This is a genomic window from Saccharopolyspora erythraea NRRL 2338, from assembly GCF_000062885.1.
GTDB lineage: Bacteria > Actinomycetota > Actinomycetes > Mycobacteriales > Pseudonocardiaceae > Saccharopolyspora_D > Saccharopolyspora_D erythraea.
The window spans coordinates 2,982,888-3,009,337 of record NC_009142.1 but is presented as its reverse complement, the minus strand read 5'-3'; the positions used below and the strand labels follow the sequence as shown (position 1 = coordinate 3,009,337).

Genomic DNA, 26,450 nt, shown 5'->3' with positions numbered 1-26,450 from the left:
CGAGATGAGCGGCGATTCCGCTCCCGGACGCCTGCACGAACGTCATCCCGTGCGTGGCCGTGAGGCGGCCTCGCAGCGGTACGTCGGCGTGTACTGGTTCACCCCGCCCACGTCCTCGACGGCGAGCTGCCCGCGCTGGACCAGCACGTCGAGGTGGGCGGCGGTCTCGTTGACCGCGAGCATCTGGTCGAAGGTGCCGAGGTCGGCGAACGGCACTTGGCGCCTGGTCCACCGCAGCCCGCGCGCGACGCCGTACGCGTCGCGCGTGCTCCCGCCGAGCACCTCCGCGGTGCGGGCGAACCGCGTGTCGTGGTGCGCCAGCAGCTCGGCGACTCGGGCGTGCACGCTGCCGCCCGCAGGTCCGTGCGCGGGAAGCAGCTCGGCGTCGGCGAGCGTGGTGAGCAGGCGCAGCGAATCCAGGTAGTCCGCGAGCGGCGTACCGGGCTCGGCGAGTTCGAAGCCGATCGACGGGGTGATGTGCGGCAGCACGTGGTCGCCGGAGAACAGCAGACCCCGCTGCTGGTCGAGGTAGACGACATGGCCCTTGGTGTGGCCGGGCGTCGGGATCACGCGGAGAGCACGCCCCGCCGGCCGGATCGTGCCCGCCCCCAGCCACAGGTCCGGCGGCTCCCAGATGCTCGCGTCGAAGGGATCGAACTCCATGTCGCGCAACACGCGTTCGGCCAGATCCTCGGCTCCAGAACGCCGCAACGTGTCGAGGGAGCTGACCGGCACGTCCGTGCGCAACGCGTCGAGCATCTCCAGGCCGGGCCGCTCACCCGCGCCCAGGTACACCCTCGCCCCGACCGTCCTGCGCAGCTCGACGGCCTGGGTGTAGTGGTCGCGGTGGACGTGGGTGACCAGGACGTGGCCGATCTCGCCGAGGTCGCGCCCGAGCGCCGCCAGTCCGTCCTCGAGCACCCGCCGCGACTCCGGAAGCGCCCAGCCACCGTCGACCAGGACGAGGCCGTCCTCCTCTTCCAGCACGTAGACGTTGACCGCACGCAGGCCGTCGTTGGGCAGCGGCAGCGGAATCCGGTGCACCCCCGGCCGGAGCGTCTCGACGCCGCTGCGGGCCCACCACCCTCGGTCCAGTGTCGTCACGCTCGTCCCTCCGCCGGTGTCGCATCGTCCTTCGGTAGCCGGGAGTGCAGTTCGTGCGCGAGATCGCGTGCGCAGCGCCGGTCCAGCTTGCCCACGGTCGTCTGCGGCAGGCTGTCGACCGCGAACACGAACTCGGGCCACTTCGTCTTGGACAGGCCGAGCTCCTGCAGGTGGCGGGTCGCCTCCTCGAGCTCGAAGTGCCCGCCGTCGGTGGTGACGACCAGTGCGGCGACCCGCTCACCGAGGATCGCGTCGGGTACCGCGACGACGCAGACCGCGGCCACGCGAAGGTGGGTGGCCAGTGCCCGCTCGATCTCGGTGATGTCGATGTTGCGCCCACCGCGGATGATCACGTCCTTCTCCCGGCCCATCACGCTGATGGCGCCGTCGTCGTCGACCCGCACCAGGTCTCCGGTCGGGAAGAACCCGTCGGCGGTGAGAGCCGGCGGGTCGAGCTTTCCCCCGCGCGCATACCCGAGGAACAGCGAAGGCCCGCGAACCTGCGCCCGCCCGGCCACCCCGGGCGGAACCGGCTCGCCCGCTTCGTCCACGGCTCGCACCTCGGTGCCGGGGAAGGGGATGCCGTCCCTGCCCAGCCTGGTCCCCTCCGGGTCTTCCGGCCGCGGAGACGTGTGCCCGAGGCATTCGGACATGCCGAAGACCCGCAGGATGCGCGTGCCCAGCGACCGCTCCGCGCGAGCGAGCACCGCGGCCTCCATCGGACCTCCGCCCACCGTGATCGACCGCATCCCGGCCAGCGCGCGCGAGCCCGCGGCGGCGGCTCCGAGCTGCAGTGCCATGGTCGGCACGCACATGGTCCACCGCACGTGCGTCTCGGCCATGCGGGCCAGCACCGCGGCGGGCTCCCACTTCCCGCAGAGCACCAGCCGGCCTCCGAGCATCAGGCTGAGGTAGACGCCGAAGCAGTAGGCGGCGGCCGAGGACAGCGGCACGATCGCCCCCACCGCGTCACCTGGCCGCAGGCCGTTGATGTCGATGCTGTGGCCGCACGCGTACCGCAGCGCCTCCTCCGACTGCACCACGCCCTTGGCGCGCCCGGTCGAGCCCGAGGTCAGACCGATCAACGCGCCGCCGGACCACCGGGAGACGTCCGGAGTCGCGCCGGAGGTCCGGCACTCCCAGCCGTCCAGCACCGCGTGCGCCTCCCCCGCCGGGAAAGACGCGGGAACGTCCCACTCCCGCATCGCCGAGGGCTCGGCGACCACGGCATCGGGCTGGAGGTCCTCGACCACGGCGGCGAACTCGCCGCGCGTCGTGTGGCGGTTGACCACCGCGAGGACTCCCCCGCCCGTCCCCACGGCGAGCGTCGCGGCGACCGTGCGCCACGTGTTGTCCGCCTGGACGACGACGGTGCCGGCACCGCGCTCACCGCCCAGGCCGCCGGCGAGCTCGTCGGCCCGCGCGAGCAACTGCCGTGCGGTGTGCTCACCCGAGTCGTCGATCACGGCGACGAAGTCGGATTCCCCGGCCCGCTGCCGGAACTCGCGCACTACTGTCGCATGCCGCAACCCTCACGTCCTTCTGCGCACCACCGCGCAGCAACACGAGTTCCATGACGCCTCCTTGCGTCGGTCGTGCCTGTTGGAGCCGAGCCCATGCCCGGGCCGGCGGCAAGGCCGGGAACGCGGACCTAGTGTGCGCTCCGCGCCGCGTGCTGCCCCGTCCCGAACCGCACGCCTGGTGACCGGCCGACCAGGAAGCGCTCCAGGCGTCCGGAGGAGCCGACCCTGCCCGCGGCGACGAAGCTCGCCACCGGGACACCGCCGCGCCGGACCTCCCCGAGGAACAGTTCGTCGCTTCCCGTGGAACTGGCCGCCACCAGGTGGTGGGTGAGCACTCCCCGCTCCCGCTGCTCCAGGTAGTGCTCGAGAGCCGGGCGGCCTCCGGAGAAGTCCGTGGCTCCGTCGCCGCCGGTGGAGAACAGGATGGAGAACTCGAAGTCGTCGCTGATCAGGTCGAGGATCCTGGCGGGGTCGTCGCTGTCCATGATCTCGAACCAGGCGGTCAGGAACGGTGCTGGTGTCTCGGACATGCCGGCCTTCCTCTCATCGCTCGACGCTGCGGCTCCCGCAGCGGTCAGTCCGCGCCCGGGCGGTGGAAGCGGGGTGGGCGCTTGGTGAGGAACGCGTCGACTCCCTCGACGCCCTCCGGCGACACCGCCGCCGTGGACAGCGCCCGCGCCTCCCGGTCCATGTGGGCGCCGAGAGCGCTCGAGAGGCCCTGGACGACCAGCCGCTTCGTCACGCCGAACGCGTTCGTGGCGCCCTTGGCGAGCTGACCGGCGAGCTGCCGCGCCTCGCCGTCCAGCGTCGCACCGTCGACGACGCGGGTCACCAGTCCCATCGCCGCCGCCTCGCCGGCCGAGATCCGCGGGTTGGTCAGCAACAGCTCCATGGCCCGTTTCGGCCCGACCAGGCGCGGCAGCCACCAGGTCGCTCCCGCGTCCGGCGAGTAGCCGATGCCGGTGTAGGCGAGCAGGAACGTCGCGTCCTCGGCGGCGAGCGCGAGGTCCGCGGCGGCGGCCAGGCCCACTCCGGCACCGGCGACCGCGCCCTGCACCGCGGCGATGACGGGCGCGTCCATCGACCCGAACACCAGCAGTGCTTCGTGCAGGGTGTCGGTCACGGCCATCAGGTGGTCGTGGCGCTCCTGCCCAACCATCGCGGCGAACTCCCGCAGGTCACCACCGACGCAGAAGGACCGGCCCTCTCCCCGCAGCAGCACCGCGCGGACGTCTCGCTCGCAACAGGCCGTCGCCGCGCTCAGTAGAGCCCGTGCCATCGCGAGGTCGATCGCGTTGCCCGCCTCGCCACGGCACATCACCACGTGCGCGACGGAGTCGCGGACCTCGACCTGGACCCGGCTCATCGGGCCGTCCACCCGCCGTCGACGGCCAGCACCTGGCCGGTGCAGTACGAGGATGCCTCCGAGGCGAGGAACAGCAGCGCTCCGTCGAGCTCAGCACCGTCGCCGCCCCGGCCGAGCATGGTGTTGCGCGCGACCCACCGGTTCGAACGCTCGTCGGCGAACAGCGCCTCGGTCATCTCCGAGCGGAACCATCCCGGTGCCAGGGCGTTGACCCGCACCCCCGCACCGCCCCACTGGCCGGCGAGCTCCCGCGTCAGGCCGATCAGCCCGGCCTTGGACGCCGCGTAGCTCGCTCCGCCCAGCGGTGCCGTGGAGACGAGGCCGAGTACGGAGGAGACGTTCACGATGCTCTTCCCGCTCGCCGGTGACTCGGACTCGGCCATCAGACGCGCCAGGTGGAAGGGCGCGACGAGGTTGACCGCCAGCACGTCGGCGAAGTCCTGCGCGGACTCGTCGGCCGCTCGGGTGGAGCCAGACGTGCCCGCGTTGTTCACCAGCACGTCCAACCGGCCCGTCGCCTCCCGCACCTGCTCGACCAGGCGTGCCCGGTCGTCCTCGCGGCTCACGTCGCAGGCGACCGGCCGGATCCGGGCGTCCTCGGCGGCGAGCGCGCTCAGCCGGTCGACGCGCCGCGCGGCGGCGAACACGGTGGCGCCCGCGGCGGCGAGCACGGCGGCGAAGCGGGCGCCCAGTCCCGAGGACGCGCCGGTCACCACCGCCGTCCTGCCGTGCAGCGCGAACAGCTCGCCGCTGGGGCGGATCGGTGCCTGCCCGTCGCCCGTCATCCCTCGACCCCGATCGGCAGGGCCAGCGCGCCGCCGTCCAGGACCAGGGTCTGCCCGGTCATCCAGGAGGAGGCGTCGGAGGCCAGGAACAGCGCCGCGTTGGCCACGTCCTCGGGCGTTCCCAGCCGGCGCAGCGGCAGCTTCTCGGTGAGGATCGGCTCGCGCACCTCCCACACCGCACGGGCCAGCTCGGTCTTGACCAGGCCGGGGGCGATGGCGTTGACGCGGGCCGCTGGACCGAGCTCGTAGGCGAGCTGGCGGGTGAGGTGCAGCATCGCGGCCTTGGTGGCGTTGTAGTAGCCGATGTGCGGGTCGACGATCAGCCCGCCGACCGAGGCGATGTTGACGACGGCCCCGCCGTGCTCGGCCATCCACGCGTGCCACGCGCAGCGCGTCCAGGCGATCATCCCGTACTGGTTGACCCGGACGGTCTTCTCCGCCCGGGACGGGTCCAGACCGATCAGCTCGCCGTGGTAGGGGTTGGTGGCCGCGTTGTTGACCAGGACGTCGAGCCGGCCGAAACGCTCCATGGCCTCGTCGACGCACCGCTGCGCCTGCTCCGGCTCGCCCGCGTTGGCCACGACCGTGTGCACCTCACCAGCCGCCGCGACGCCCAGCAGCTCGCTGCGCGCTTCGGCAAGACCGTCGGCCTTGCGCGCCGCGAGCACCACGTGCGCACCAGCGGCCCGGTAGGCCTGCCCGATCGCCAGTCCGATGCCGCGCGAACCGCCGGTGATCACCGCGACCTGGCCGTCCAGAACACCTCGGGTCATGCCGCGTCCGCCTTCCGGTACTTGTCGAGCTCGTGCCTGGCCACCGTGCGCAGGTGCACCTCGTCGGGGCCGTCGGCGATGCGCAGCGCGCGGCTGATCGCGAACAGCCGGGCCAGCACGGTGTCGTCGCTGACCCCGGCCGCGCCGTGGGACTGCACCGCGCGGTCCACGACGTTGTGGGCGACCTCCAGCGCGGCGACCTTGATCGCGGCGACCTCCGTCCTGGCCGCCGCGTTGCCCGCGGTGTCCATCAGCCACGCCGACTTGAGCACCAGCAGCCGCAGCTGCTCGATCTCGATCCGGCTGCGCGCGATCCATTCGCGCACGACACCCTGGTCGGCGAGCGGTCTGCCGAACGCCACGCGGTCCAGCACGCGCCGGCACATCAGCTCCAGTGCCCGCTCGGCGAAACCGACCGCACGCATCGCGTAGTGCATCCGCCCGGGCCCGAGCCGCCCCTGCGCGAGCGCGAAGCCCTCCCCCTCCCCGCCGAGGATGTTCGTCACGGGCACGCGGACGTCCTCGAAGAGCACCTCGCCGTGTCCGAGCCGGTCCGTGTAGCCGAACATCGGGAGATCCCGCAGCACCGTGACCCCCGGCGTCTCCCGCGGGATGAGCAGCATGCTCTGCTGCCGGTAGGCCGGAGCCTCGGGGTCGGTCACGCCCATCAGGATGATCAGCTTGCAGTCCGGGTCGAGGATGCCCGAGGTGTACCACTTGCGGCCGTTGACGACGTAGTCGTCGCCGTCCCTGGTGATGCGGGTGCGGATGTTGCGCGCGTCCGAGCTCGCCACGTCCGGTTCGGTCATCGCGAAGCAGGAGCGGATCTCGGCATCCAGCAGCGGACGCAGCCAGCGGTCCTGCTGTTCGGGTGTGCCGTACAGCGACAGCAGCTCCATGTTGCCGGTGTCGGGCGCAGAGCAGTTGAACACCTCCGGCCCGATGATGGACCTGCCGGCGAGCTCGGCCAGCGGCGCGTAGTCCAGATTGGTGAGACCGGCTCCCCAGTCCCCGTGCGTGAGGAACAGGTTCCACAGCCCTTCCGCACGGGCCTTCTCCTTCAGCTCCCGCATCACCGGAGGAAGCGCGTGCGGATCGGCGCCTTCGGCGAGCTGGCTGTCGTGCACCGCCTCGCTGGGGTAGACGTGCTCCTGCATGAACGACCGCATGCGCTCGATCAGGTCCTGCGCACGCGGGGAGAACTCGAAGTCCACCGTCGCCTCGTTTCGGTCGGGCTTGCTTGGCTGGCTGGCTGCGCTGTCGCGGATCGGCTCACCCGAGGACGTCCCGGGCCGTGCGGATCAGCGCCGAGATGGTGGGCGGGAGGCGTTCCTGGTCCGGGTCGTGGCGCCTGCCTTCCCGGTGGCGACGCAGGTTGTGGCCCATGATCGCGGCCATCTTCATGCGGCACAGTGCCCGGAACCAGTCCATCGCCGGGAGCGCCGATGCTCCGTCGAGGTAGGCCGCGAGCAGCTCCGCCTCGGAGGGCAACCCTTCGGTTTCCCGCCCTACGGCGGGGAAATTGCGGTGATCGGCGAACAGCAGGAACCAGCCGAGGTCGGTGCGCGGATCGCCGAGGCTCCAGATCTCCCAGTCCAGCACGGCGACGGCTCGCTCACCGCGGCACAGGACGTTGCCGAGCCGGAAGTCGCCGTGCACCAGCACCGGCGGCAGGTCCTCCGGTACGTCATCCCCGAGACGCCGCAGGAGTTCTTCGGCCCCCGGCCGCAGCTCGGGCGGCACCGCGTGCATGGTGCGGCTCCACCGCTCCAGCTCACCGGCCGCGCTCAGCGGTTCCGGCACATCCGCGGCAAGGCTGCTCAGATCGACGCCGTGCAGCCTGCGCAGCACCCCCGCCACTTCGAACATGCGCGCACGCGCCACGTCCGCCGGCACGTCCTGGTCGTCGAGGACCGGTTCGATCGCCTCCCCCTCGACGAACTCCATGGCGAACCACGCCGGAGCCTCCTCGTCGACGGCCACGACCGCGGGTACGGGGACGGCGGAGCCGTCCAACGCACGCAACACGCGGGCCTGGCGGAGCATGTCGTTGCGGCCGACCGGCCGCTCGCGCGGCGGGACCGCCTTGACGACGTAGCGGTTGTCCCCGGCCGTGACCCGGTAGGTCAGCCCCGAGTGACCCCCGGGTAGCGGCTCAAGGTCCCCGACCGGCCGTCCGAAGACCTCCCGGACCCGGGAGATCAGTCCCTCTTCCTGGGTGCCGACCGTCATCGCGCCTCCTTGGGAAGTCCGAGCACGCGCTCGGCGAGGATGTTGCGCTGGATCTCGTCGGTACCGCCCGCGATGCTGTACCCGGGTGCACCGAGCAGGTGCTCGGTCCAGGCGTAGGTGCCCCACTCCCCCGTGTCGGCGGCCAGGCTCGGCCCGAGGAGTTGCTGCACGAGGTCGCTGGTCCGGCGCATCGTCTCGGTCGCGTAGAGCTTGCCCACCGACGCCTCCGCCCCCGGCTCGCGCCCGGCGACCAGGGCCGCGGTCACCCGCAACCCGATGATCCGCTGGACCATCGTCCGCACGAACAGATCGGCGGCCCGGTGCCGCTCGACTCCGGTGAGCGGACGCGGCAGGTGGCGTGCCAGCTCGATGGCGCGGTCGGCGTTGCCGAGACCGAGCGAGCCCGAGTCCAGCCGCTCGGCGGCCAGCACGGTCAGCGTGACCCGCCACCCCTGGCCCACTTCGCCGAGGCGGTCGGTGTCGGGCACCACCACGTCGTCGAGGTAGACCTCGTTGAAGCTGCTGCCGCCGGTCATCTGCCGGATCGGCCGCACCGTCACCCCGGGTGCGTCCATGCGCACCAGGAACACCGTGATCCCGGCGTGCTTGGACGCCTCGGGATCGGTGCGGCACACCGCGACCCCCCAGGTGGCGACGCCGGCGCCGGAGGTCCACACCTTGTGCCCGTTGAGCACCCACCGGTCGCCGTCGCGGACCGCGCGGGTGCGCACCGCGGCGAGGTCCGACCCCGCCTCGGTCTCGGAGAACAGCTGGCAGGCCAGCTCGTCGGTGCGCAGCATCGGGCGGACCCAGCGCCGCTGCTGCTCCGGCGTGCCCCAGATGCCGATGGCGGGTGCGACGAGCTGCCGGGTGACCGGGAAGATCTCGGTGCGGCGCGGCACCTCGAACCCGGACTCCTCGGCGAGGTAGAGCTGCTCGTAGGAACCCGGCAGGCCGCGCCCACCGAACTCCTCCGACCAGCTCAACGCTCCCCAACCGTCGTCGAACCTCGTCCGCTCCCAGGAACGGATGCGCTCGGTGTGCTCCCGCTCCTGCTCGGCGCTCCAGTTCTCGAACACCGCGACGGAATCGTCGCCGGTGCCCCACTCGCCCTCCGGCGGTCGCGGCCGGGCCACGCCGGCCAACCACTCGCGAACCTCGGCGCGGAACTCGTCCGGATCCGGGATGCCGCTCATGCCCTCCACACCCTCCATGTGCCGCTCCGTCACCGGGCCAGAACCGTGCAGGCGCTCACGCCAGGCGCCCCGTAGACGTGGGTGAACCCGACGCTCGGCCGCCCGGGCACCTGCCGGTCGCCGGCTCGTCCGCGCAGTTGCTGCACGACCTCGTGGACCTGGCGCAGACCGGAGGCGCCGATCGGCTCCCCGTTGGCGATGCACCCGCCGTCGGTGTTGACCGGCAGCGCACCACCGATCTCGGTGGCACCCGAACGGATCCACCGCTCCTGCTCGCCGTCCTCGCAGAACCCGCACTCGGCCATGTGCATCACCTCGGCCCCGCTCTCGGTGTCCTGCAACTGGCAGACGTCGACCTCGTCCGGACCGATCCCGGCCAGCTCGAACGCCGCGGTCGCCGCGTCCCGGCTGACGCTGGTGAGCGCACCGGCCGGGATCCACGGGCTGAACACCTCGAACGAGCCGAACCGCCTGGACCGCACCACCGCGGATCGCAGCGAGACCGGTTCGCCGCCGACGCTTCCGGCCAGCCGCGGCGAACACAGCACGAGCGCGGCAGCACCCTCGCCCGGCGAGCAGAACATGAAGCGGGTCAGCGGATCGTTGACCATCCCCGAGTCCAGGATCTCGTCCGCGCTGAGCTTCGCCCGCCGCCAGGCGTTGGGGTTGAGGCTGCCGTTGCGGTAGGCCTTCTCGGCCACCAGCGCCAGGGTTCTCGGCGTGATCCCGTGGTCGTGCATGTAGCGCTGGATCTTCATGCCGAAGAACTGGGTCGTGACCATCAGGCCGTCGCGACCGTAGGCCTCGTCGAGGCCCCAGTCCTGCGGCCTCGGATCGAAGGCTCCCCGCGGATGCTTGTCGAAGCCCACGACCACCGCCACGTCGGTCATCCCGGAGCGGATGGCGTTGACCGCCGACACCAGCGCGCTTCCCCCGGTGGCGCAGCCGTTCTTGACGTTGACGAACGGCACGCCGGTCAGCCCCAGCTCGGCCACCAGGGTGTCGGCCAGCCCGGCGGCGTCACTGCCACCGAACGCCGCGCCCACCCTCGACCAAGGGATGCCGGCGTCGCCCAGAGCGGTGCGCACCGCGTCCACGGCGTGCCGGCGGCCGGTGGCCTCCGACCGGCCGAACCGGGAGATGCCGGCGCCGACGATCAGCACCTCATCCATGATTCCTCCCACTCGCGGTGCCCGCGGGCTGGTCGTCCGCGCCGGCTCGCGGGACACCGCCGGCCACCCGCACCCGCACCGGCATCCCGATCCGGAGCGAGGCGGGATCCGGCACGTCGAGCACCGCCATGACCCGCACGCCCTCCGGCAGTTCCACGTAGCCGACGGCGAACGGCTCGAAACCGCCCTCAGGCGCGACGAACGGCGGCGACTTCGGGGCGAACCGCTGGACCGTCCAGGTCCACAACGTGCCCGAAGTGGACAGTGCGATCCCCGACATGGCCTCTCCGCAGCGCGGGCAGGCTTCGTCCGCCGGGTACACCGCTACCGAACACGCGGCGCAGGCGGCGCCGCGCAGCTCCTGGGATGGCCGCACCGACATCGGCTCAGCGACCCGTCCACTTGGGCTCGCGCTTCTCCAGGAACGCCGACACGCCCTCGGCGGCGTCCTGGGAGTTGAGCGTGACACCGACCGCGAGGTGCTCCATGACCATCAGCGAGTGGACGTCGGCGTCCAGGCTGCGGTCGATGGTCATCTTGGTGATCCGCATCTGGAAGGGGCTCTTGTCGGTGAGGTGGCCGATGAACTCCTCGACCGCGGCGTCCAGTTCCTCGGCGGGCGCCGAGGAGTTGATCAGCCCGAAGTCGGCGGCCTCGACCCCGGAGAGCAGCTTGCCGGTGAGCATCAGCTCCTTGGTCTTGCGGATGCCGATCATCCGGGGCACCCGGTAGATCGGACCGGCACCGCCGAACAGCGCCCGGCGGATGTGGAAGTCACCGATCTTGGCGTCCTCGGCCGCGATCGCGAAGTCGCAGGAGATCATCAGCTCGAAGCCGCCCGCGGTGACGTGGCCCTCCAGCACCGCCACCGACGGGGTGTTCATCGAGTACAGCCGGTCGCAGATCTTGGCGGAGATGACCGCGACCTCCATCGCCGTGCTGCTGCCGATGTAGTCCTCCTGCAGCGCGTCGAGGTCGAAGCCCGAGCAGAACGTGCCGCCGCGGCCGCGCAGCACCAGCACGCGCAGCTCGGGGTCGGCGTCGACCTCGGTGATGATCTCGTCGAGCCGTTCGAGGATCGGCACGGTGACGCAGTTCTTCTTCCACGGCCGGTTGAGCCAGACCCGGGCGACGTGGCCGTCGCGCTCGAACTGGATCTCCTCGTTGTCCGCCACGGTCTCCTCCAAGAGTTGAACTGAATTCAGTACGAGTTTGCGTGCCGCACCGGCCCCTGTCAAGGAGCCGGTGCGCCCGTCGCTAGCGGTGGTTCCGGATGCCGAGCAGGGTGGCGATCCCGATCACGCACACGGTCATCACGAAGAACGAGGGGGAAAGCACGTCGCCGGTCCGGTCGATGAGGTAGGCCGCGGCGTACGGCGCCGTGCCCCCGGCGACGATGTTGCCGAGGTTGTAGCCGACGGCCATGCCGGTGTAGCGAACCCGGCGCTCGAACAGGTGCGGGAACAGACTCCCCGCGGGCGCCTGGATCAACGCGCCCCACGCCATGTACAACAGGTACGCGGCCCCGGCGAGAGCAAGGCTGTCCTGCCCCATGAGCATCAGCGCGGGGTAGGTGGTCAGCAGCAGGCCCAGGAACCCGACGAGCAGCACGTTGCGGGAACCCAGGCGTCCGGCCAGCCAGCCGGCGGGCAGCATGAGCACCGCGCCGGTCAGCACCACCAGCGCCGAGAGCCAGTGCACCTGCGTCGCGTCGTAGCCGAGGTTCGCCGACAGGTAGATGTTCATGTAGGTCAGGCCGAAGAAGAGGCACCCGGTCTGCGCCACTGTCACGCCCAGGGTGCGCGCCATGGCCGCGCGGTGGGTGGCGAAGGCCTCTCTCATCGGCGCGGTGGGAAGATCCGCACGGCGGGAGGCGGCCGCGAACTCGGGGGTGTCCTCGATCCGCAGCCGGGCCCACAGGCTCAGGAAGGTGAGCGGGATGGCGAGCAGGAACGGCAGCCGCCATCCCCAGTCCGACATCTGCGACTCGGTGGTCAGCGCCGACACCGCGCCGGCCGCGACGGCGGCGACCGCGAACCCGAGGTTCGACCCGATGTAGTTGAAGGATCCCAGGAACGCGCGGCGCTTGGCCGGCACCGACTCGTAGACGTAGGTGATGGAACCGACGGCCTCACCTCCGGCCGAGAACCCCTGGGCCAGCCGGGCGAGGAAGAGCAGCACCGCGGCCGCGATCCCGATCTGGTCGTAGGTCGGCAGCAGCCCGGTCGCGCTGGCGGCGACTCCCATGCACACCACCGACGAGATGAGCGCCGTGCGCCTGCCCATGCGGTCGCCGAGCAGGCCGAAGAAGATCCCACCGACGGGCCGCGCCAGGAACGCGGTCGCGAACACCGCGAGCGCGGCGAGCAGCGATGTGGTCGAGTTGCCCGCCGGGAAGAACTGCGGTGCGATCACCACCGCGAGGTAGCCGTAGAGGCTGAAATCGTAGTACTCGATGAGGTTTCCGAGTGCGCCGGCCGTAGCCGCGCGGCGCACGGCCCGCGGCTTGAACACGACTGGATCCGCCTCGGAAGACCCGGATTGCTGAGCAGAGCGCATAGCCTGACTCCCTTGGCCGGCTTGGTCTGGCGTCCAGATGGGCGGCAAAGCTACAGAACTGAACTCAGTTGGTCAACGTGTACTCGAACTGAGTTCAGCTTGCTAGATTGACCGGGTGCCTCCACCCATGACAGCGGTGCGCCTGCCGGACTGGGGACGTTCGCCGGTCGTCACCGAGCTCGCGCGGCCGCTCCCCCGCGACGGCCAGGTCCTCGTGCGCGTCGAAGCCGTCGGCCTGTGCCGCTCGGACCTGCACGTCATCGACGCGGACCGCGGGACCATGCCGTTCCGCCCGCCGTTCACGCTCGGACACGAGGTCGCCGGGCGGATCACCGCGCACGGGCCCGCAGCGGCGGTGACCGTCGGCCGACGAGTCGTCATCCATGGCCCCTGGGGATGCGGGAGTTGCCTGCGGTGCACGCAAGGACGCGACAACTACTGCGACCGCAGAGCCGAGCTGTCCTGGGCCGGGATGGGACTGGGCCTTGATGGCGGGATGGCCGAGTACGTCCTCGTCCCGTCCGCCAGGCACCTGGTCCCGATCGGGGACCTGGACGCCGGCGAGGCCGCTCCGCTGACCGACGCGGGCCTGACCTCCTACCACGCGGTGGCGGGCATCCGCCCCCGGCTCGGTGCGGACTCGACCGTCGCGGTCATCGGGGTCGGCGGTCTCGGACACCTGGCGGTCCAGATGCTCCGCGCACTGACTCCCTGCCGGGTGATCGCCGTGGACGTGCGCGAGGAAGCCCTCGCCCTCGCCGAGCGCTCGGGAGCGCACCTCAGCACCAAGGCGACGACCGACACGAGCCGCGTCCTGCGGGCCACGACCAGCGGCACCGGCGTCGACGCCGTCCTCGACTTCGTCGGCAGCCGCTCGACGCTCGACCTGGGTACCCGCGGGCTGCGCGCAGACGGGGACCTGGTGCTGGTCGGCAGCGGCGGTGGAGAACTCACCGTGCGCAAGCCCGGTTCGCTGCCGCCGGGAAGCCGGATCTCGCTGCCGTTCTGGGGCAGCCGGGACGAACTCGCCGACGTCGTCGCCCTCAGCCGTTCTGGGGCGCTCAAGGTGGAAGCCGAGCGGTTCCCCCTCACGGCGGTCCATGAGGCGATGTCCGCGCTGCGCGACGGGAGACTCTCCGGGCGCGCTGTGCTCGTCCCCGGCTGAGCAGGTCGGTTCCGAGCCGCTACACCGCCTCGAAAAGCCGGAACTCCGGGTCGAAGTGCACGAGGTAGCGCTGCATGAGACCGGACTGGGAAAGCCTGGCCGAGGCCAGGAACGCACCGGTCTCCACTCCGTCGTCGGTGACCACCCCGTAGACGGCTTCGAAGTCGTCGTGCGAGCTCGCCTCGACGATGTGGTGCCGCCTGATGACGGCGGGACGACGGGACACATACCCCCACAGCTCGGCCTTGGACGTCCCGCGAACCGGGCCGGACGGCAACGCCAGCAGGAAGCTGACGTCGTCCTCGACGAGGTCCATGGCCGTGCGCGGGTCGTCGCCGTCGAGCCGAGCCATGTACTCGGGAATCAGCATGAGTGTGCTCCCTCCGACCGGGAAGTGCCGGCGTGCGGTGATTGTCGTTCAGCGGCGAAGGCGGGGCGCGGTCAAAGGCGCTCCACCAGCGTCGCGTTCGCCATGCCACCGCCTTCGCACATCGTCTGCAGGCCGTAGCGCCCGCCGGTGCGGCCCAGGTGGTGGAGCATCGTGGTCATGAGCCTGGCCCCGGTCGCGCCGAGCGGGTGCCCCAACGCGATGGCACCGCCGAGGACGTTCGTCTTCGGCCAAGGCGCCCCGGTTTCCTTCAGCCAGGCGAGCACGACGGAGGCGAACGCCTCGTTCACCTCGAACAGGTCGACGTCGTCGATCTCCACACCTGCCTTGGCCAGGACCGCTTCCGTCGCGGGGATCGGTCCCGTGAGCATGAACACCGGATCGGAACCGACCACCGCCATCGCCTGGATCCGTGCCAGCGGCGTCAGTCCATGCGTCCGGACCGCCTGCTCCGAGGCGAGCAGCAGCGCGCAAGCGCCGTCGGAGATCTGGCTCGACACGGCGGCCGTGATCCGGCCGCCCTCCCGGAGCGGCTTGAGACCGGCCATCTTCTCCAGGGAGCTGTCCGGCCGCGGCCCCTCGTCAGCCGCGAGCCCGTCCACAGGCACGATCTCAGCCGTGAACGCACCGTCGTCGATCGCCGCGAGGGCGCGCTGGTGGCTGTCCAGCGCCAGCTCCTCCATGTCCTCGCGCGAGACGCTCCACTTCTCGGCGATGAGCTCCGCACCGCGGAACTGGGAGATCTCCTGGTCGCCGTAGCGGTTGCGCCAGCCTTCGCCGTCGTACGGGAAACCCATGCCCTCCCGCTGCCCGACGACTGCGGGACTCGCGATCGGCACGCGGCTCATCACCTCGAGACCACCGGCGATGACGAGGTCCTGGGTGCCGGACAGCACCGCCTGCGCCGCGAAGTGGATCGCCTGCTGAGCGGAGCCGCACTGGCGGTCGACGGTGGTCGCCGGGACGGATTCGGGCAGCCCGGCGCTCAGCCAGGCGTTGCGGGCGACGTTGGCGCTCTGCGCACCCATCTGGCCGACGCAGCCGAAGATCACGTCGTCGACCGCGGCCGGGTCGATCCCGGTCCGCTCCACCAGCGCGGCCAGGATCCGGCCGCCGAGGTCGTTCGGGTGAAGGGCGCTGAGCCCACCACCGCGACGACCGACCGGTGAGCGAAGCGCCTCGACGATGTAGGCCTCAGGCATGGAAGTCTCCGAATCTCGCAAGGGGTGAACCTGGAACTGTGCTCGTGTCAGGCGGTGAACCGGCCGCCGTTGGCCAGCAGAACTCCACCGACGACGTTGACCGCTTCATCGCCGGCCAGGAAGAGCGCGAGCGCGGCCATCTCGTCCGCCGTGGCGTAGCGCGAGACCGACGACCCGGGCGCGGCCTGCTTGAGGATTTCCGGCGTGCGCCGGGCCATCGCCGTGTCCGTCGGCCCGGGGGCGAGCACGTTGACCCGCACATCGTGCGCGATGACCTCTTTGGCGACCGACTGCGCCAGGGCGTGCACGCCTGCTTTCGCAGCCGCGTAGTGCGGGTGGGATACCGGGGCGTCGAAAGACGACGAAGAACCGACGAGTACGACGCTGCCCGACTTCTGCGCGCACATGTGCCGTACGGCTGCGCGCAGCACGTGGAACGCGCCGGTGAGGTTGACCGCGATCATCCGCTGCCAGGTCTCGTCCGACAACCGGCCGATGAGCTCGAAGGTGTGGCCACCCTCGACGGCCTCGGCCAGCCGCTGCTTGGCGACGGGGTCGTCGATGCCGGCGGCGTGGACCACCACGTCGAGCCTGCCGCGCTCCGCGACGAGCGCGTTCACGGCGTCGTCGACGCGCGTGGAGTCGGCCACGTCGAGCCCGAGGCACCGCGCCTGCTCGACGCCCTCGGCGGCTGCGGCCGCGGCCTGGGCATCGACGTCGGCGAACACGACGTGGGCCGCCCCGCGCCGGGCGAGCTGCCGGGCCGCGGCGCGGCCGATCCCGCTCCCCGCACCGGTCACCAGAGCCACTTTTCCCGCGAATGCGTCGAGGTTGTCGTTCACGGTGCTCCTCCCATGGTGCAGGGGTGCCTTGGCACGAAAATCCCGGCTACGACGCGGCCGGATCCCGCTCGGCCGCAGCTCGCTCAGCCGCGGCCAGCCCCTGGACGATCGCGGGCGCGATCCCGCCCGCATAGGCCTGGTAGTAGAGGCCGCCCGCGTCGGCGCCCGCGGCGAACAGCCCTGCGATCGGCCGACCAGCGCTGTCCAGTACTCGTGAGTGCTCGTCGATCAGGACCCCGTAGAAGGGGAACGTGATCGCCGGACGGACCTCGACCACGTAGTACGGACCTTCGGTCAGCGGCGTGTTGTCGTACGCCCGTCCGGGCATGGGCTCCTCGCCGCGCGTCGCGGCGTCGTTGCAGGCCTGGATCTGCCGTGCGATCTCCGCTCCGTCGTAGCCCCATTCCGGCGGCAGGAGCGCGAGCTCGTCAACCGAGTCGGCCAGCCCGGCGCGGTCCGTCCGCTTCTGGGCGAGGGCGAACTTGTCCGTGCTCGGCGCGCCTTCCACGTACTGGGCGGTGATCCACTCCCGGTGGACCCGCGCATCCGCGACCAGCAGCCCGCGGGCCTCCGGCTGCCGCAGGAGCGCCATCGTCGTCAGGTGGTCGCCGAGCGTCTCGTCCGCGAAGCGCCGGCCTGCGAGGTTGAACAGGAGGGCGTGCTCGCTGTAGTAGAGCGACAGACTGACGAAGTCGGCAGGATCGGCGAGGCTGACCCCGGCCGGCACCAGGTGGCCGTAGAAGCCGGCGCCGTCGTGACCGGTGGCCGCTCCGGCCTGGCGCGCGAGCCGCAGACCGTCTCCGCGGCTGGTGGGATTGGATCGGAGCGCGACGGTGCTCGCAGCCGGGTGCACGTGCCGGTCGACGAGTTCGGTGTTCGCCTGGAAACCACCGGTGGCCAAGATCGTCGCGCCGGCTCGCACCGAGCGCCGCTGGCCGCCAGGTAGAGCGAGGTCCGCACCGGCCACACCTCCGTGCTCGTGGTGGAGCGAGGTGGTCGTGGTGCGGGTGAGCAGTTCTCCCTCGGCCCGGACGACGCGACGGCACTCGTCGATGTAGCGCGGCGGGTCGAACTGGTGACCGCGCCCGAAGCCGAGCACGGGAACCGCACCTCCGCACTCCACACCCAGCGACCGGATCCACTCCACGGCTCTGTCGAAGCCGTCGACGAGCGCGTTGCGCAGGGCCTCGTCACCGTGCGGGTTCACCCGGGCCATGGTCTGCCGGTCCGGAGCCGTCCACACGTAACCGGCGTAGCGCGCGGAGCCTCCGACGGACTCGGCCGCCTCGACCAGCAGCACCTTCGCCCCGCTCCGGATACCGCGGACCGCGGCGGTCAGGCCGGCCATGCCGCCACCGATCACCAGCACATCGACGTCGTCGGGATCGTCGGACACCGCCGCCTCCTGCCTTCGACACCCACCGCGGGCTCGAGAAAGCTAACAGAAGTGAATTCAGTTGTATAGCGTCGGGCGTCGCGCCTTGACAGCACCGAGGGCACCTGGTTCGCTCCGTCCGAACCGAACTCGGCTCAGCAGCTCGAGTGCCGAGGTGCCGACAGCTCGCGAACCCTCTGTCCGGACAAGGAAAGTCATGCCGGAGTCGATGACTGCCTACCGCGCTCTCGGACCGGGGCGCGCTCCCGAACTGGTGTCGATCCCCAGGCCCGCACCCGGCCCCGGGCAGGTGTTGCTGCGCGTCGGCGGTGCCGGCGTCTGCGGGACGGACCTGGAAGTCGTGCGCACGGGGGTGGGCGGCCTGCCCTTCACCAAGCCGTTCACCCTGGGCCACGAGAACGCGGGCTGGGTCGAAGACCTGGGCGCCGGCGTCGAGGACCTGCAACCCGGCCAGGCCGTCGTCGTGTCGGCCATCCAGTTCTGCGGCGCATGCGACCACTGCGCGGCCGGGCACGAGAACCACTGCCGGAGCCTCAGCTGCCGCGGCCTGGCCGAAGACGGCGGGTTCGCCCCGTACATGGTCGCCGACCGCCGTCAACTGGTGGAGCTCGCGACGTTGCAGCCCAAGCACGCCGCTCCCCTCGCGGACGCGGGACTCTCCGCGTACCACGCGGTGTCCAACGCCGTTGGCCACGCGGACCGCGCCGAGACCATCGCGTTGATCGGCGTCGGCGGACTCGGCGGCTTCGCCGTCCAGTACGCGAAGGCCCTGACGCAGGCCCAGGTGATCGCCGTGGACCGCAGCGAGCAGCGCCTGCGCATCGCGCGTGATCTCGGAGCCGACCACGCGCTCGATGCCGACGAGCACTGGGGGAAGCGGGTCACCGAGCTGACGCGTGGGCGTGGGGTCGATGCCGTCGTGGACTTCGTCGGGTCCGACGAGACGCTGCGCACCGCGGTCGGTAACACACGGGGGCGGGGCGCGGTCGTCGTGTGCGGCCGAGGCGGGGGCGTGCTGCCGTTCAGCCGTGCACTGGTCGAACCCGGGGTCGTGGTAATGAGTTCGCGCGGGGGCACCATGCGCGATCTGGAGCACGTCGTGCGGATGGCGGAATCAGGCGTGGCCCGCGTGGAGATCGAGGAGTTCGCGCTCAACGACATCCCGAAGGCGATCGGCCTCCTGCGGGAAGGCGGGCTCACCGGGCGCGCCGTGGTGACGTCCCCGGCCTAGCATCCGGTCCCGGCTCCTGGCGTGGATGCCGACGGGTCGCGCTCAGCTCTTCCTGGTGTTCCTGGGAGCCCGCACCCGGACCATGCGCAAGCAGGAGTCGGTGATCACCTCGGTGATCTCGTCCAGGCTCGTCGATCCGTCCGAGCGGTACCACCTCCACACGCTCACCACAAGACCGAGCACGAGCCGGGCGGTGACGACCGGGTCGCGGTCGAGGAAGACGCCCTTGTCGATCCCGCGCCGGATCAGCTCCGCCCATTCCGCCTCGATGTCGCGCACGAGCTCGCGGCAGGCCTGCCGCTCGGCCTCCTCTCGCTTGGACTGGCGCGGCGTGGACAGCAGGTCCATGTGGTTGTGCAGGATCCGCCGCTGCAACGCCTCGCGCTCGGTGGCCTCGTAGGCCGAGGCGATCGCGGCCTTCAGCGCCCGGGTGGGGTCCGCGACACCGGACGTGGCCTCGCGGAACCCCGCAAGGCTGCTGTCGAGCTGCATGCGCATGATGGTGAGCAGGCAGTGCGACTTCGACTCGAAGTAGTGGTACAGCGCGGTCTGCCCGATACCGACCTGGTCGGCGACCGTCGCCCACTTCGTGTGCTCGAAACCCACCGCACCGAAGTGGTCGATCGCCGCGTCGAGGATGACCTTGCGCTTGGACCGCGCACTCTCCCGGCTCGCCACTTCCCCTGCCTTCGTCGACATCCTGCGCCCTCACCCGTCCGAGCTCCGCCACGTCACGACCGCAGGGTCCAATGCTAGTCGACCTGACCTGAACTCGGCTCGGCCGGGATGGCCGGCGCCGCGTGCGCCCCCGAAGCGCCCGCGTCTCTCGCTTGGAACTCGTGTGCGAACCCGTGGGGTTCTCCGCCTGTCGTCGGTTGGGACTCCGACCCCTGACCACGCAGGCCACGACAGCGGACACTCGACACGCCTGTCCCGGTGGCTGGAGGGCCCGAAGCATCCGTTTGCCTCGGCCCGCGAGTGGAGCATCGGCTGATGCTTCCTACCGGGCAGGCCCAGCTTGGAGAATACGGCCTGCCGCGCGCGGTTGCGTGAGCACGTCCTGGCCGAACTCGGCCGGCCAGCACCAGAGTCGCCGTCTCCGTCACCTGGCACGCAGCTGTCTGTACGGCCCAGCATGACCACAGGCGTCGGAGCACCGAGACGAATCTCGACGCTCCGACGCCTGTCCGGGTCAGCTCGACTGCGCAGCCGTCCGCCGGCCACCGGACGAACCCGACCTGCCCTCGGCGGCGCTCTGCTGGGCCAACGCGGTGCCCACTCCGATCGCCGCCGCCACCGGCCACGCGAGCACGTCGAACGCCGCCAGCGCGCCCAGACCGCCGTAGAAGATCATCGACTTGCCGGACGGCAGATAGCTCCGCACGGTGTTCGCCGCACTGGCAAGATCTTCGCGCGTGGGGATGTAGTGGTCGGGCTGGTGGAGCTCGGCGGTCACGCCCGGCAGGTTCACCGTCGTCACCTCACGCCCTCCCGATCTCCGTTGCTTGGTAGCCATGACCCCTCCTCAGCGCACCGGTCAACACGCCAGCATCGAGATTGGGGTACCACCGAGCAGGCAACTCGAACCGTTCCACGGCGCGGGTCGCCGTAGTGACGCCGAACCGGCATCGATGTGCCAGTCGTCGGCTGTTGGGCATTGGTGTCACCAAAGCGATCTTGGGCGGTCTGATGGGCCGGGGAAGGTCGTGAAGCCGACCGGGACCGAGACCGCCGGAGGAGCCGGGCCTGCCGCATGGGCCGCGGCCTGGGCCCGTCCGAACTCCCAGTACCACCGGGCGGCCGAGGCGCCGGTGCCCGTCAGCCAGTACAGCGTGATGTTGTCGACGAGGTTGTCCCGGAGGAGGTTGCCCACCGGCCCCCCGTCGACGAACACGCGAGAGATCTTGTAGTAGCTGTCCGTGTCGTGATCGAGCAACCAGGACGCCAGCCCGACCGGTGAATCCAGCAGCGAGTAGCGATCGTCTTCGGCCGGGTGGACTGCTCCAGGACGTGTTGACCGCGTAGTGCGCCGCGCGTTCCGGCTCGGTCAGGGCCGGCAGTTGGTCCTCGAGACCGAGCGCCGCGGCGAGCAGGTTCAGGTGGACGCCGAGCAGTCCCTCGGGTGCTCGGCGGCCCATCGCGTGCACCCACGTCGCCCCTGGGCGACGTGGCGCGGGTAGTCGAGGCGGTCCGCCCACGCGCGTGCGATGCGACCGGACTCCCAGCCGAGCTCGGCCGGCTCGCCCGAGAAGCCGTAGCCGGGCAACGACGGCAGCACCAGGTGGAACGCGTCTCGGGGTGCCACCGCGCGAGGTCGGGTCGGTCAGGGGACCGACGGTGTCGAGGAGCTCGATGACCAAACCGGGCCAGCCGTGCGTCATGATCAGCGGCAACGCGGTCTCGTGCCGCGGCCTGACGTGGATGAATTGGACGTCCACCCCGTCGATCTCGGTGGTGAACTGCGGCAGCGCGTTGGGTTTCGCCTCGCACCGGCGCCAGTCGTACTCGGTGCCCCAGTAGCGGGCGAGTTCGCGCATCGTCGCCAACCACACGCCCTGCGACCGATCCTCCACCTGCTGGGCCAGCGAGGAGCGGCGATGCGGCGGCGCAGGCAGATCTTCCTCCGAGACCTTGACCTCGACGGGGCGGAACTCGGATCAGGTCGGGACGGATTCCGTGTTCGCAGTGCCAGACATGACAACGCCTCTCCTCGGGCTTTCGGCCGCCCTCGCTGTCCGAGTCCACTTAGGAAGGTTCGGCTAACCAGAACTCGCGAGCGGGATCTGAAGACTCATCGTGCCTTTCAGGTCCAGCCATGCCGTGTCCGGTCCCCGGACAACACGCATCACCACCGCGTCGCAGCCTGGACATCGGGCGACCAGGCCGGGTGCGTGCTGGTAGACGCGGAGCGCTGCGACCGGGCCGGCTCGCCCGCAGCCGATGCAACGCTCGACGGCGGCTGTGACATCGACCGCGAAGACCTCCGCCAGAGGGCCGGCCAAGGCGTTGCCGTCCACGTACTGCTCGGTGTTCAGCCGTGTCATGTCATCCTCCGCTCGGGCCGAACCTCTCGGTCTTGATCCGCTTCGGCGCGTGGCCCAGCGCCACCAGAATGTTGGCGGCCGTTTCGACGAAACCTGTGGGCCCGCAGACGAAACAGCTCGGTTCGAACTCCGGTGGCCAGCCACCACGGTTGATGTCCGCGATGCCGATCCTGCCGGGTTTCCCGGACCAGCCCTGCGGCGCCGAACGCGTGTACACGTAGGTCACGTCCAGGCCGTCGTCCCCACGCGTCGGCTGAGCCAGCTCCCGGGCGTAATACACATCCGCGGGCGAGCGGACCGAGTAGAGCAAGCGAAACGGTGTACGACTGCGGGCAGCGCGACGCGCCCGCACCATCGCCATCAACGGCACGATGCCCGATCCTCCCCCGATCAGCAGCACCGGCTCGGTCGCTGCCGGGCGCCACACGAACCAGCCACCGAGAGGGCCGCGCACCTCCACCGGGTCTCCTACCGAGTACACCTCGGTCAGGTACGGAGACACTTCGCCATCGGGGACCCGTTGCACCGTCAGCTCCAGCCGGTCACCGTCCGCGGGGGCGGCCAGCGAATAGCTGCGCTGCGTGCTGTAACCATCAGCGGCGGTCAGCCGGACGTCGACGTGCTGCCCGGCCGAATGTCCCGGCCAGCCCGCTACGTCCAGTACCAGGGTGCGTGCCGTGGGCGTCTCGTCGCGGTAGTCGACCAGACGCGCGACCCGCCAGCTCAGCCGGCCGGTCAGTCGCCCTGATACCGCTGCTCGCGCCACGGGTCACCGTAATCGTGGTAGCCGATCCTCTCCCAGAACCCGGGCTCGTCCTCCAGCAGCAACCGCATGCCATGCACCCACTTCGCCGACTTCCAGAAGTACAGATGCGGCACGAGCAACCTGGCCGGACCTCCATGCTCGGGTGCGAGATCGGCACCGTCGTACTCGTAAACGATCCACGCCTGGCCATCGAGCAGATCCTCCAGCGGCAGGTTCGTCGTGTACCCGCCGTAGGAGTCCACCAGCGCGAAATCCGCCGCCGTGTCCACCTCGGCCAGCAGCGTGTCCAGCGACACGCCGCTCCAGCTCGTGCCCAGCTTCGACCACTTGGTGACGCAGTGGATGTCCACTTCCGGCATCTCCACGGGCAGTTCCCGGAACTGCGGCCACGACCAGCGATGGACCTGCCCGGTCTCCGTCGTGATCACGAACTCCCACTCATCGAGCGGAACCCGCGGCGTCGGGCCCGCGGACAACACGGGGAAATCCTCGATTTGGTACTGGCCCGGCGGCAACTGCGGCCCGCTCGAACGCGGGCGTCCCTGAAAACCAGGCGACACGATACCCATCGCCGTCCCTCCCCGCTCAGCACGTCGAGCAGCCCTCACCAACGTGCTGGCCGGGGTCGAAGCACGTAAGAGCCGAAAGACCCGAACACCCAAGAGGGTCCGTCGTAAAAATTCTTCGATCTTGTTGCAACGGACGAGTTTGGGACACGTGCGAAATCCGCTCGCATCGCGCTACCGCTCGCCCGCAGAGCCCCTTCCGGTGTCGTCGCCGGCGCGGGTGGCCTCGCCCGTGCACCAGGTGGCGAAGCTGTACCGGGCCAGCTCGTCGAGGCCGCGGAGCCGGCCGCCGCGGAGCAGCCCGGCGAGCTCGTGGTTGTGCGGGCGAAACATCTTGGTGCGACCGCCGTGCGAGACGTCCGGGTAGCCGCCGCCGGAGAGCACGAGGACCGCCCCTGCGGGCGCATCTCCCACCACTCGGTAGAACCAGCCGGCGAATCCCGCGGTTTCGGCATCGGTGAAGTCGTCGCGGTAAGGCACGAACGCGATGGTCGCGGCGGGGCCGAACATCGGGCGCTGCGCAGTGGGGCTGACCAAGCTCAGCACGTGCGCGCGGGCTGGTGGGCACGTCCCATGGCATCCACGATGGCAGCGCAACCGAGTCCGGTGACCGTCGTTGCCAGTTCCGTGTTCTGTCCGGTCATCGTGGACTCTCCTTCGGACGTACCGCTAGCGGTAGTCCGGGTTGTCGAACCCGAAGTGACAGCCCGCAGCCCACTCGGAACGCTGGTTGCCGTAGGCGGGCACGCCTCCGGCCTGCCGGAGCAGGGCGGCGATGTGCATGAGGTTGTAGGTCATGAAGGTGGTGTTGCGGTTGGTGAAGTCGTTGTCCGGGCCACCAGAGCCTTCGTCGAGGTAGCTCGGTCCGGGACCGGCCTCGCCGATCCACCCCGCGTCGGCCTGGGGCGGAACCGTGTAGCCGAGGTGTTGCAGGCTGTAGAGCACGTTCATCGCACAGTGCTTGACGCCGTCCTCGTTGCCGGTGAACAGACATCCGGCTGTGCGCCCGTAGTAGGCGTACTGGCCGGCATCGTTGAGCAGGTGCGAGCAGCCGTAGAGCCGTTCGACAACGCGTTTGAGCACGGAGCTGTTGTCTCCCAACCAGATCGGCCCTGCCAGGATGAGGATGTCGGCGCCCAGGACGCGCGGGAACAGCTGTGGCCACTCGTCACTGGCCCAACCGTGTTCGGTCATGTCCGGCCGAACACCGGTGGCGATGTCGTGGTCGACCGCCCGGAACTGGTCCACCGCCACACCTCGCTCGCGCATGATCGCGGCACTGCGGTCGACCAGGCCCTGCGTGTGAGTGAGTTCCGGCGAGCGCTTCAGCGTGCAGTTGATGAACAGGGCACGCAGCCCGTCAAAGCGAGGTGGCACTTGGGTAGCGGTCATCACGGTCCACCTTCGGCCGATCGTCATGAGAAGCCCGGCGACTCACAACCAGTAGGCCGCCCACGCCGCTACGATAGGCAGCCTGGCCTACCCCCGCACTCCCGGCTCTCAGCTGGTACCGCAACGGCAGTTGCAGGGGTGCCCGCGTCGCCGCCGTCATCGCGACCAGCACCAGACATGTTCGTTTTGGCTTGCCGGAGGCGTTCCTCGACTCGCCGACGTGAGCGGCGGTCCAGGCCATGTCCAGCAGCCATCCTGCACCTACAGCATCCGCGAGATCGCCGGCCATCGCGGTGCCCTTTGCAGAGTCGGGGCGATCAGGCCTTCACCGTCGACATGGGCCGGCTACGTCTGTCGGCCTCGCGTTAAGGAAGCGCCTGTCCGGGTACTCGAACGACGTGGCGGGTGCGGTCCGGAACATCTTTGTGCTCGGTCTGGACGAGCGCAACTGTCGACTGCTGCACCACCTGCCCCACCAGAACGAGTACAGCTTCCACCCCTTGCTGAGCAAGTCGGAGCTCATGGAAGGCGAGGTGGGACTCTCCGACTACCTGGAAAGGGCTCAAAGGGAGCTCGACAAGTTCGACGGGTCGGTCGACGCGATCGTCGGCTACTGGGACTTCCCGGTCAGCTCGATGGTGCCCATCCTCGCCCAGCGCAACGGGCTGCACGGGCCCAGCCTGGAGTCGGTGGTCAAGTGCGAGCACAAGTACTGGAGCCGCCTGGAACAGCAGAAGGTCACCGACGCCCTTCCGGCGTTCGCGTTGGTCGATCTGAACGACGCCAAGATGCCCGGCCTGCGGCTCCCGTTCTGGCTCAAGCCTGTCAAGTCCTACTCCTCCGTGCTCGCATTCCGAGTCGGCAACCAGGAGGACTTCGATCACGCCGTGGCCGAGATCCGCGAGTGCATCGGCGCGGTGGGCACGGCCTTCGACTACGTGCTGTCGATGCTCGACCTCCCACCCGAGATCCACGAGGGCCACGGGCAGATGTGCCTCGCGGAGGAGGAGGTCGGCGGGCAGCAGATCACCGCCGAGGGCTACTGCTTCGGCGGGGAACCAACCGTCTACGGCGTGGTCGACTCCATGACCTACCCCGGTACCTCGAGCTTTCTCCGCTACCAGTACCCCTCCGGCCTGCCGCAGGAGGTGTGCGACCGCGTCGAGGAAATCTGCAAGCAGGTGGTGCGCCAAGTCGGCCTCGACCGCACCACCTTCAACATCGAGTTCTTCTGGGACAGCGACAAGGGCGACCTCAGCATCCTGGAGATGAACCCGCGCCTGTCCCAGTCCCACGCGCCCCTGTTCGAGTTCGTCGACGGCGTGGCCAACCTCCATGCGATGGTGCGACTGGCGCTGGGAAAAGACCCCGAAATGCCTTTCCGACGCGGCAGATACGAGGTCGCGGCGAAATGGTACATGCGTACTTTCAAACACGCGTTCGTCCGCAGCGGTCCCTCCAGGGACGACATCGAACAGGTGCGTCGGGCAGTGCCCGACATCATCGTCGACATCGTCGCCACCGAAGGCGCGAACTTGTCCGACGTACCGTTCCAGGACGCCTACAGCTACGAGCTCGCCGCGCTCTACATCGGCGCCCGCAACGAAACGGAACTGCTCGAGCGCTTCCACCGCAGCACCGAACTCCTGCACTTCGATCTCGACGAGATCGGACGACGGGCAGGCGGGGCGGCCAGCCTGGGCGCGTGACGGCTAGCCCACTCGAGCGTGCGCGGTAGCGGTCACCGG

At 70.4% G+C, this 26,450-nt stretch carries 29 protein-coding genes and 2 pseudogenes; 3 read left to right on the top strand and 28 right to left on the bottom strand.

Translation table 11 applies throughout. From position 1 onward, the window contains the following. Positions 1-42: 42 nt before the first annotated feature. The 14 genes and pseudogenes from SACE_RS13360 to SACE_RS13300 form a co-directional block, all read right to left on the bottom strand. Positions 43-1,104, bottom strand: coding sequence for an MBL fold metallo-hydrolase (locus tag SACE_RS13360; protein ID WP_009950903.1), 1,062 nt, complete (start codon positions 1,102-1,104; stop codon positions 43-45). Beyond that, a complete protein-coding gene (locus SACE_RS13355) occupies positions 1,101-2,633 on the bottom strand; it encodes a class I adenylate-forming enzyme family protein (protein WP_011873816.1) in 1,533 nt (510 codons plus the stop codon). The genes SACE_RS13360 and SACE_RS13355 overlap by 4 nt, the downstream gene beginning before the upstream one ends. 122 nt (positions 2,634-2,755) lie before the next feature. Then, entirely contained in the window at positions 2,756-3,157 is a 402-nt protein-coding gene (locus tag SACE_RS13350; RefSeq protein ID WP_009950905.1) for a nuclear transport factor 2 family protein, read from the bottom strand. A 44-nt stretch (positions 3,158-3,201) separates the two neighbouring features. Next, positions 3,202-3,993 carry an enoyl-CoA hydratase-related protein gene (locus SACE_RS13345; RefSeq protein WP_011873815.1) on the bottom strand — a complete coding sequence of 264 codons (792 nt, stop codon included), beginning with the start codon at positions 3,991-3,993 and terminating at the stop codon, positions 3,202-3,204. After that, on the bottom strand, positions 3,990-4,778 hold the full coding sequence (locus tag SACE_RS13340; protein ID WP_009950907.1) for an SDR family NAD(P)-dependent oxidoreductase: 789 nt from the start codon (positions 4,776-4,778) through the stop codon (positions 3,990-3,992). Before SACE_RS13340 ends, SACE_RS13345 begins: the two co-directional genes overlap by 4 nt. Next, the gene (locus tag SACE_RS13335) at positions 4,775-5,551 is read right to left on the bottom strand and encodes an SDR family oxidoreductase (RefSeq protein ID WP_009950908.1); all 777 of its coding nucleotides are present in this window, start codon (positions 5,549-5,551) and stop codon (positions 4,775-4,777) included. The genes SACE_RS13340 and SACE_RS13335 overlap by 4 nt, the downstream gene beginning before the upstream one ends. Continuing rightward, positions 5,548-6,765: an acyl-CoA dehydrogenase family protein gene (locus SACE_RS13330; protein WP_009950909.1), complete on the bottom strand. Its 1,218-nt coding sequence runs from the start codon at positions 6,763-6,765 to the stop codon at positions 5,548-5,550. The genes SACE_RS13335 and SACE_RS13330 overlap by 4 nt, the downstream gene beginning before the upstream one ends. 58 nt (positions 6,766-6,823) lie before the next feature. Next, positions 6,824-7,783, bottom strand: coding sequence for a phosphotransferase family protein (locus SACE_RS13325; RefSeq protein WP_009950910.1), 960 nt, complete (start codon positions 7,781-7,783; stop codon positions 6,824-6,826). Beyond that, positions 7,780-8,997 (bottom strand): acyl-CoA dehydrogenase family protein, encoded by a 1,218-nt coding sequence (locus SACE_RS13320; RefSeq protein WP_009950911.1) that lies wholly within the window; start codon positions 8,995-8,997, stop codon positions 7,780-7,782. Before SACE_RS13320 ends, SACE_RS13325 begins: the two co-directional genes overlap by 4 nt. A gap of 11 nt (positions 8,998-9,008) precedes the next feature. Continuing rightward, on the bottom strand, positions 9,009-10,151 hold the full coding sequence (locus SACE_RS13315; RefSeq protein WP_009950912.1) for a thiolase family protein: 1,143 nt from the start codon (positions 10,149-10,151) through the stop codon (positions 9,009-9,011). After that, the gene (locus tag SACE_RS13310; protein WP_021341772.1) at positions 10,144-10,431 is read right to left on the bottom strand and encodes a Zn-ribbon domain-containing OB-fold protein; all 288 of its coding nucleotides are present in this window, start codon (positions 10,429-10,431) and stop codon (positions 10,144-10,146) included. The genes SACE_RS13315 and SACE_RS13310 overlap by 8 nt, the downstream gene beginning before the upstream one ends. A 15-nt stretch (positions 10,432-10,446) precedes the next feature. Next, positions 10,447-10,533 (bottom strand): annotated as a pseudogene (locus tag SACE_RS39200) (zinc ribbon domain-containing protein); the annotation flags it as partial. A gap of 4 nt (positions 10,534-10,537) precedes the next feature. Beyond that, positions 10,538-11,326, bottom strand: coding sequence for an enoyl-CoA hydratase/isomerase family protein (locus SACE_RS13305; protein ID WP_009950914.1), 789 nt, complete (start codon positions 11,324-11,326; stop codon positions 10,538-10,540). 82 nt (positions 11,327-11,408) lie between these two features. Continuing rightward, on the bottom strand, positions 11,409-12,665 hold the full coding sequence (locus SACE_RS13300; protein ID WP_009950915.1) for an MFS transporter: 1,257 nt from the start codon (positions 12,663-12,665) through the stop codon (positions 11,409-11,411). A gap of 172 nt (positions 12,666-12,837) precedes the next feature. Here SACE_RS13300 and SACE_RS13295 point away from each other — a divergent pair, with 172 nt between their 5' ends. Further along, positions 12,838-13,875, top strand: a complete 1,038-nt coding sequence (locus SACE_RS13295; RefSeq protein WP_011873813.1) for an NAD(P)-dependent alcohol dehydrogenase — start codon at positions 12,838-12,840, stop codon at positions 13,873-13,875. Positions 13,876-13,894: 19 nt separating this feature from the next. On the opposite strand, the gene SACE_RS13290 is transcribed toward SACE_RS13295, so the two are convergent. The 4 genes from SACE_RS13290 to SACE_RS13275 all read right to left on the bottom strand — a co-directional run bounded on the left by SACE_RS13290 (position 13,895) and on the right by SACE_RS13275 (position 17,703). Next, positions 13,895-14,245, bottom strand: a complete 351-nt coding sequence (locus tag SACE_RS13290) for a hypothetical protein (protein ID WP_011873812.1) — start codon at positions 14,243-14,245, stop codon at positions 13,895-13,897. A 71-nt stretch (positions 14,246-14,316) separates the two neighbouring features. After that, positions 14,317-15,465, bottom strand: a complete 1,149-nt coding sequence (locus SACE_RS13285) for an acetyl-CoA C-acetyltransferase (RefSeq protein WP_009950984.1) — start codon at positions 15,463-15,465, stop codon at positions 14,317-14,319. 47 nt (positions 15,466-15,512) lie between these two features. Continuing rightward, on the bottom strand, positions 15,513-16,307 hold the full coding sequence (locus SACE_RS13280; RefSeq protein WP_009950985.1) for an SDR family NAD(P)-dependent oxidoreductase: 795 nt from the start codon (positions 16,305-16,307) through the stop codon (positions 15,513-15,515). A gap of 46 nt (positions 16,308-16,353) precedes the next feature. Then, positions 16,354-17,703, bottom strand: a complete 1,350-nt coding sequence (locus SACE_RS13275; RefSeq protein ID WP_009950987.1) for an FAD-binding protein — start codon at positions 17,701-17,703, stop codon at positions 16,354-16,356. Positions 17,704-17,899: 196 nt separating this feature from the next. Between SACE_RS13275 and SACE_RS13270 the strand changes: the two genes are divergently transcribed. After that, complete coding sequence (locus SACE_RS13270; protein WP_009950988.1) at positions 17,900-18,934, top strand: NAD(P)-dependent alcohol dehydrogenase; 1,035 nt, start codon at positions 17,900-17,902, stop codon at positions 18,932-18,934. Between the two features lie 42 nt (positions 18,935-18,976). Here the strand turns inward: SACE_RS13270 and SACE_RS13265 are convergent, their stop codons facing one another. From SACE_RS13265 to SACE_RS13230, 10 genes and pseudogenes are all read right to left on the bottom strand, one after another. Continuing rightward, positions 18,977-19,633, bottom strand: coding sequence for a TetR-type transcription factor C-terminal domain-containing protein (locus SACE_RS13265; RefSeq protein WP_011873810.1), 657 nt, complete (start codon positions 19,631-19,633; stop codon positions 18,977-18,979). A gap of 493 nt (positions 19,634-20,126) precedes the next feature. After that, positions 20,127-20,450, bottom strand: coding sequence for a hypothetical protein (locus tag SACE_RS13260; protein WP_029622163.1), 324 nt, complete (start codon positions 20,448-20,450; stop codon positions 20,127-20,129). A gap of 147 nt (positions 20,451-20,597) precedes the next feature. Next, positions 20,598-20,870: a hypothetical protein gene (locus tag SACE_RS39195; RefSeq protein WP_029622164.1), complete on the bottom strand. Its 273-nt coding sequence runs from the start codon at positions 20,868-20,870 to the stop codon at positions 20,598-20,600. Between the two features lie 159 nt (positions 20,871-21,029). After that, entirely contained in the window at positions 21,030-21,239 is a 210-nt protein-coding gene (locus SACE_RS39190) for a hypothetical protein (RefSeq protein WP_029622165.1), read from the bottom strand. A 103-nt stretch (positions 21,240-21,342) separates the two neighbouring features. Further along, positions 21,343-21,519, bottom strand: a pseudogene (locus SACE_RS40115) (epoxide hydrolase N-terminal domain-containing protein); the annotation flags it as partial. 174 nt (positions 21,520-21,693) lie between these two features. Beyond that, complete coding sequence (locus SACE_RS13250; protein WP_009950993.1) at positions 21,694-21,978, bottom strand: DUF6510 family protein; 285 nt, start codon at positions 21,976-21,978, stop codon at positions 21,694-21,696. A gap of 1 nt (position 21,979) precedes the next feature. Beyond that, on the bottom strand, positions 21,980-22,744 hold the full coding sequence (locus SACE_RS13245) for a ferredoxin reductase (protein WP_009950994.1): 765 nt from the start codon (positions 22,742-22,744) through the stop codon (positions 21,980-21,982). Next, positions 22,714-23,313 (bottom strand): molybdopterin-dependent oxidoreductase, encoded by a 600-nt coding sequence (locus SACE_RS13240; RefSeq protein WP_029622167.1) that lies wholly within the window; start codon positions 23,311-23,313, stop codon positions 22,714-22,716. The genes SACE_RS13245 and SACE_RS13240 overlap by 31 nt, the downstream gene beginning before the upstream one ends. 171 nt (positions 23,314-23,484) lie before the next feature. Next, the gene (locus SACE_RS13235) at positions 23,485-23,847 is read right to left on the bottom strand and encodes an RraA family protein (RefSeq protein WP_197537739.1); all 363 of its coding nucleotides are present in this window, start codon (positions 23,845-23,847) and stop codon (positions 23,485-23,487) included. Between the two features lie 132 nt (positions 23,848-23,979). Next, positions 23,980-24,702: a flavodoxin family protein gene (locus SACE_RS13230; protein ID WP_011873803.1), complete on the bottom strand. Its 723-nt coding sequence runs from the start codon at positions 24,700-24,702 to the stop codon at positions 23,980-23,982. 398 nt (positions 24,703-25,100) lie between these two features. Between SACE_RS13230 and SACE_RS13225 the strand changes: the two genes are divergently transcribed. Continuing rightward, complete coding sequence (locus tag SACE_RS13225; RefSeq protein WP_021341770.1) at positions 25,101-26,411, top strand: ATP-grasp domain-containing protein; 1,311 nt, start codon at positions 25,101-25,103, stop codon at positions 26,409-26,411. The last annotated feature ends 39 nt before the right edge of the window (positions 26,412-26,450 follow it).

Bases quoted from the DNA above. Each gene is read 5' to 3' on its own strand.
- SACE_RS13250 (WP_009950993.1), bottom strand. From the start codon at position 21,978: ATGACACGGCTGAACACCGAGCAGTACGTGGACGGCAACGCCTTGGCC.
- SACE_RS13335 (WP_009950908.1), bottom strand. From the start codon at position 5,551: ATGACCCGAGGTGTTCTGGACGGCCAGGTCGCGGTGATCACCGGCGGT.
- SACE_RS13325 (WP_009950910.1), bottom strand. From the start codon at position 7,783: ATGACGGTCGGCACCCAGGAAGAGGGACTGATCTCCCGGGTCCGGGAG.
- SACE_RS13285 (WP_009950984.1), bottom strand. From the start codon at position 15,465: ATGCCTGAGGCCTACATCGTCGAGGCGCTTCGCTCACCGGTCGGTCGT.
- SACE_RS13350 (WP_009950905.1), bottom strand. From the start codon at position 3,157: ATGTCCGAGACACCAGCACCGTTCCTGACCGCCTGGTTCGAGATCATG.
- SACE_RS13340 (WP_009950907.1), bottom strand. From the start codon at position 4,778: ATGACGGGCGACGGGCAGGCACCGATCCGCCCCAGCGGCGAGCTGTTC.
- SACE_RS13345 (WP_011873815.1), bottom strand. From the start codon at position 3,993: ATGAGCCGGGTCCAGGTCGAGGTCCGCGACTCCGTCGCGCACGTGGTG.
- SACE_RS13320 (WP_009950911.1), bottom strand. From the start codon at position 8,997: ATGGAGGGTGTGGAGGGCATGAGCGGCATCCCGGATCCGGACGAGTTC.
- SACE_RS13295 (WP_011873813.1), top strand. From the start codon at position 12,838: ATGACAGCGGTGCGCCTGCCGGACTGGGGACGTTCGCCGGTCGTCACC.
- SACE_RS13230 (WP_011873803.1), bottom strand. From the start codon at position 24,702: ATGACCGCTACCCAAGTGCCACCTCGCTTTGACGGGCTGCGTGCCCTG.
- SACE_RS13315 (WP_009950912.1), bottom strand. From the start codon at position 10,151: ATGGATGAGGTGCTGATCGTCGGCGCCGGCATCTCCCGGTTCGGCCGG.
- SACE_RS13310 (WP_021341772.1), bottom strand. From the start codon at position 10,431: ATGTCGGGGATCGCACTGTCCACTTCGGGCACGTTGTGGACCTGGACG.
- SACE_RS13240 (WP_029622167.1), bottom strand. From the start codon at position 23,313: ATGGGTATCGTGTCGCCTGGTTTTCAGGGACGCCCGCGTTCGAGCGGG.
- SACE_RS13290 (WP_011873812.1), bottom strand. From the start codon at position 14,245: ATGCTGATTCCCGAGTACATGGCTCGGCTCGACGGCGACGACCCGCGC.
- SACE_RS13265 (WP_011873810.1), bottom strand. From the start codon at position 19,633: ATGTCGACGAAGGCAGGGGAAGTGGCGAGCCGGGAGAGTGCGCGGTCC.
- SACE_RS13270 (WP_009950988.1), top strand. From the start codon at position 17,900: ATGCCGGAGTCGATGACTGCCTACCGCGCTCTCGGACCGGGGCGCGCT.
- SACE_RS13260 (WP_029622163.1), bottom strand. From the start codon at position 20,450: ATGGCTACCAAGCAACGGAGATCGGGAGGGCGTGAGGTGACGACGGTG.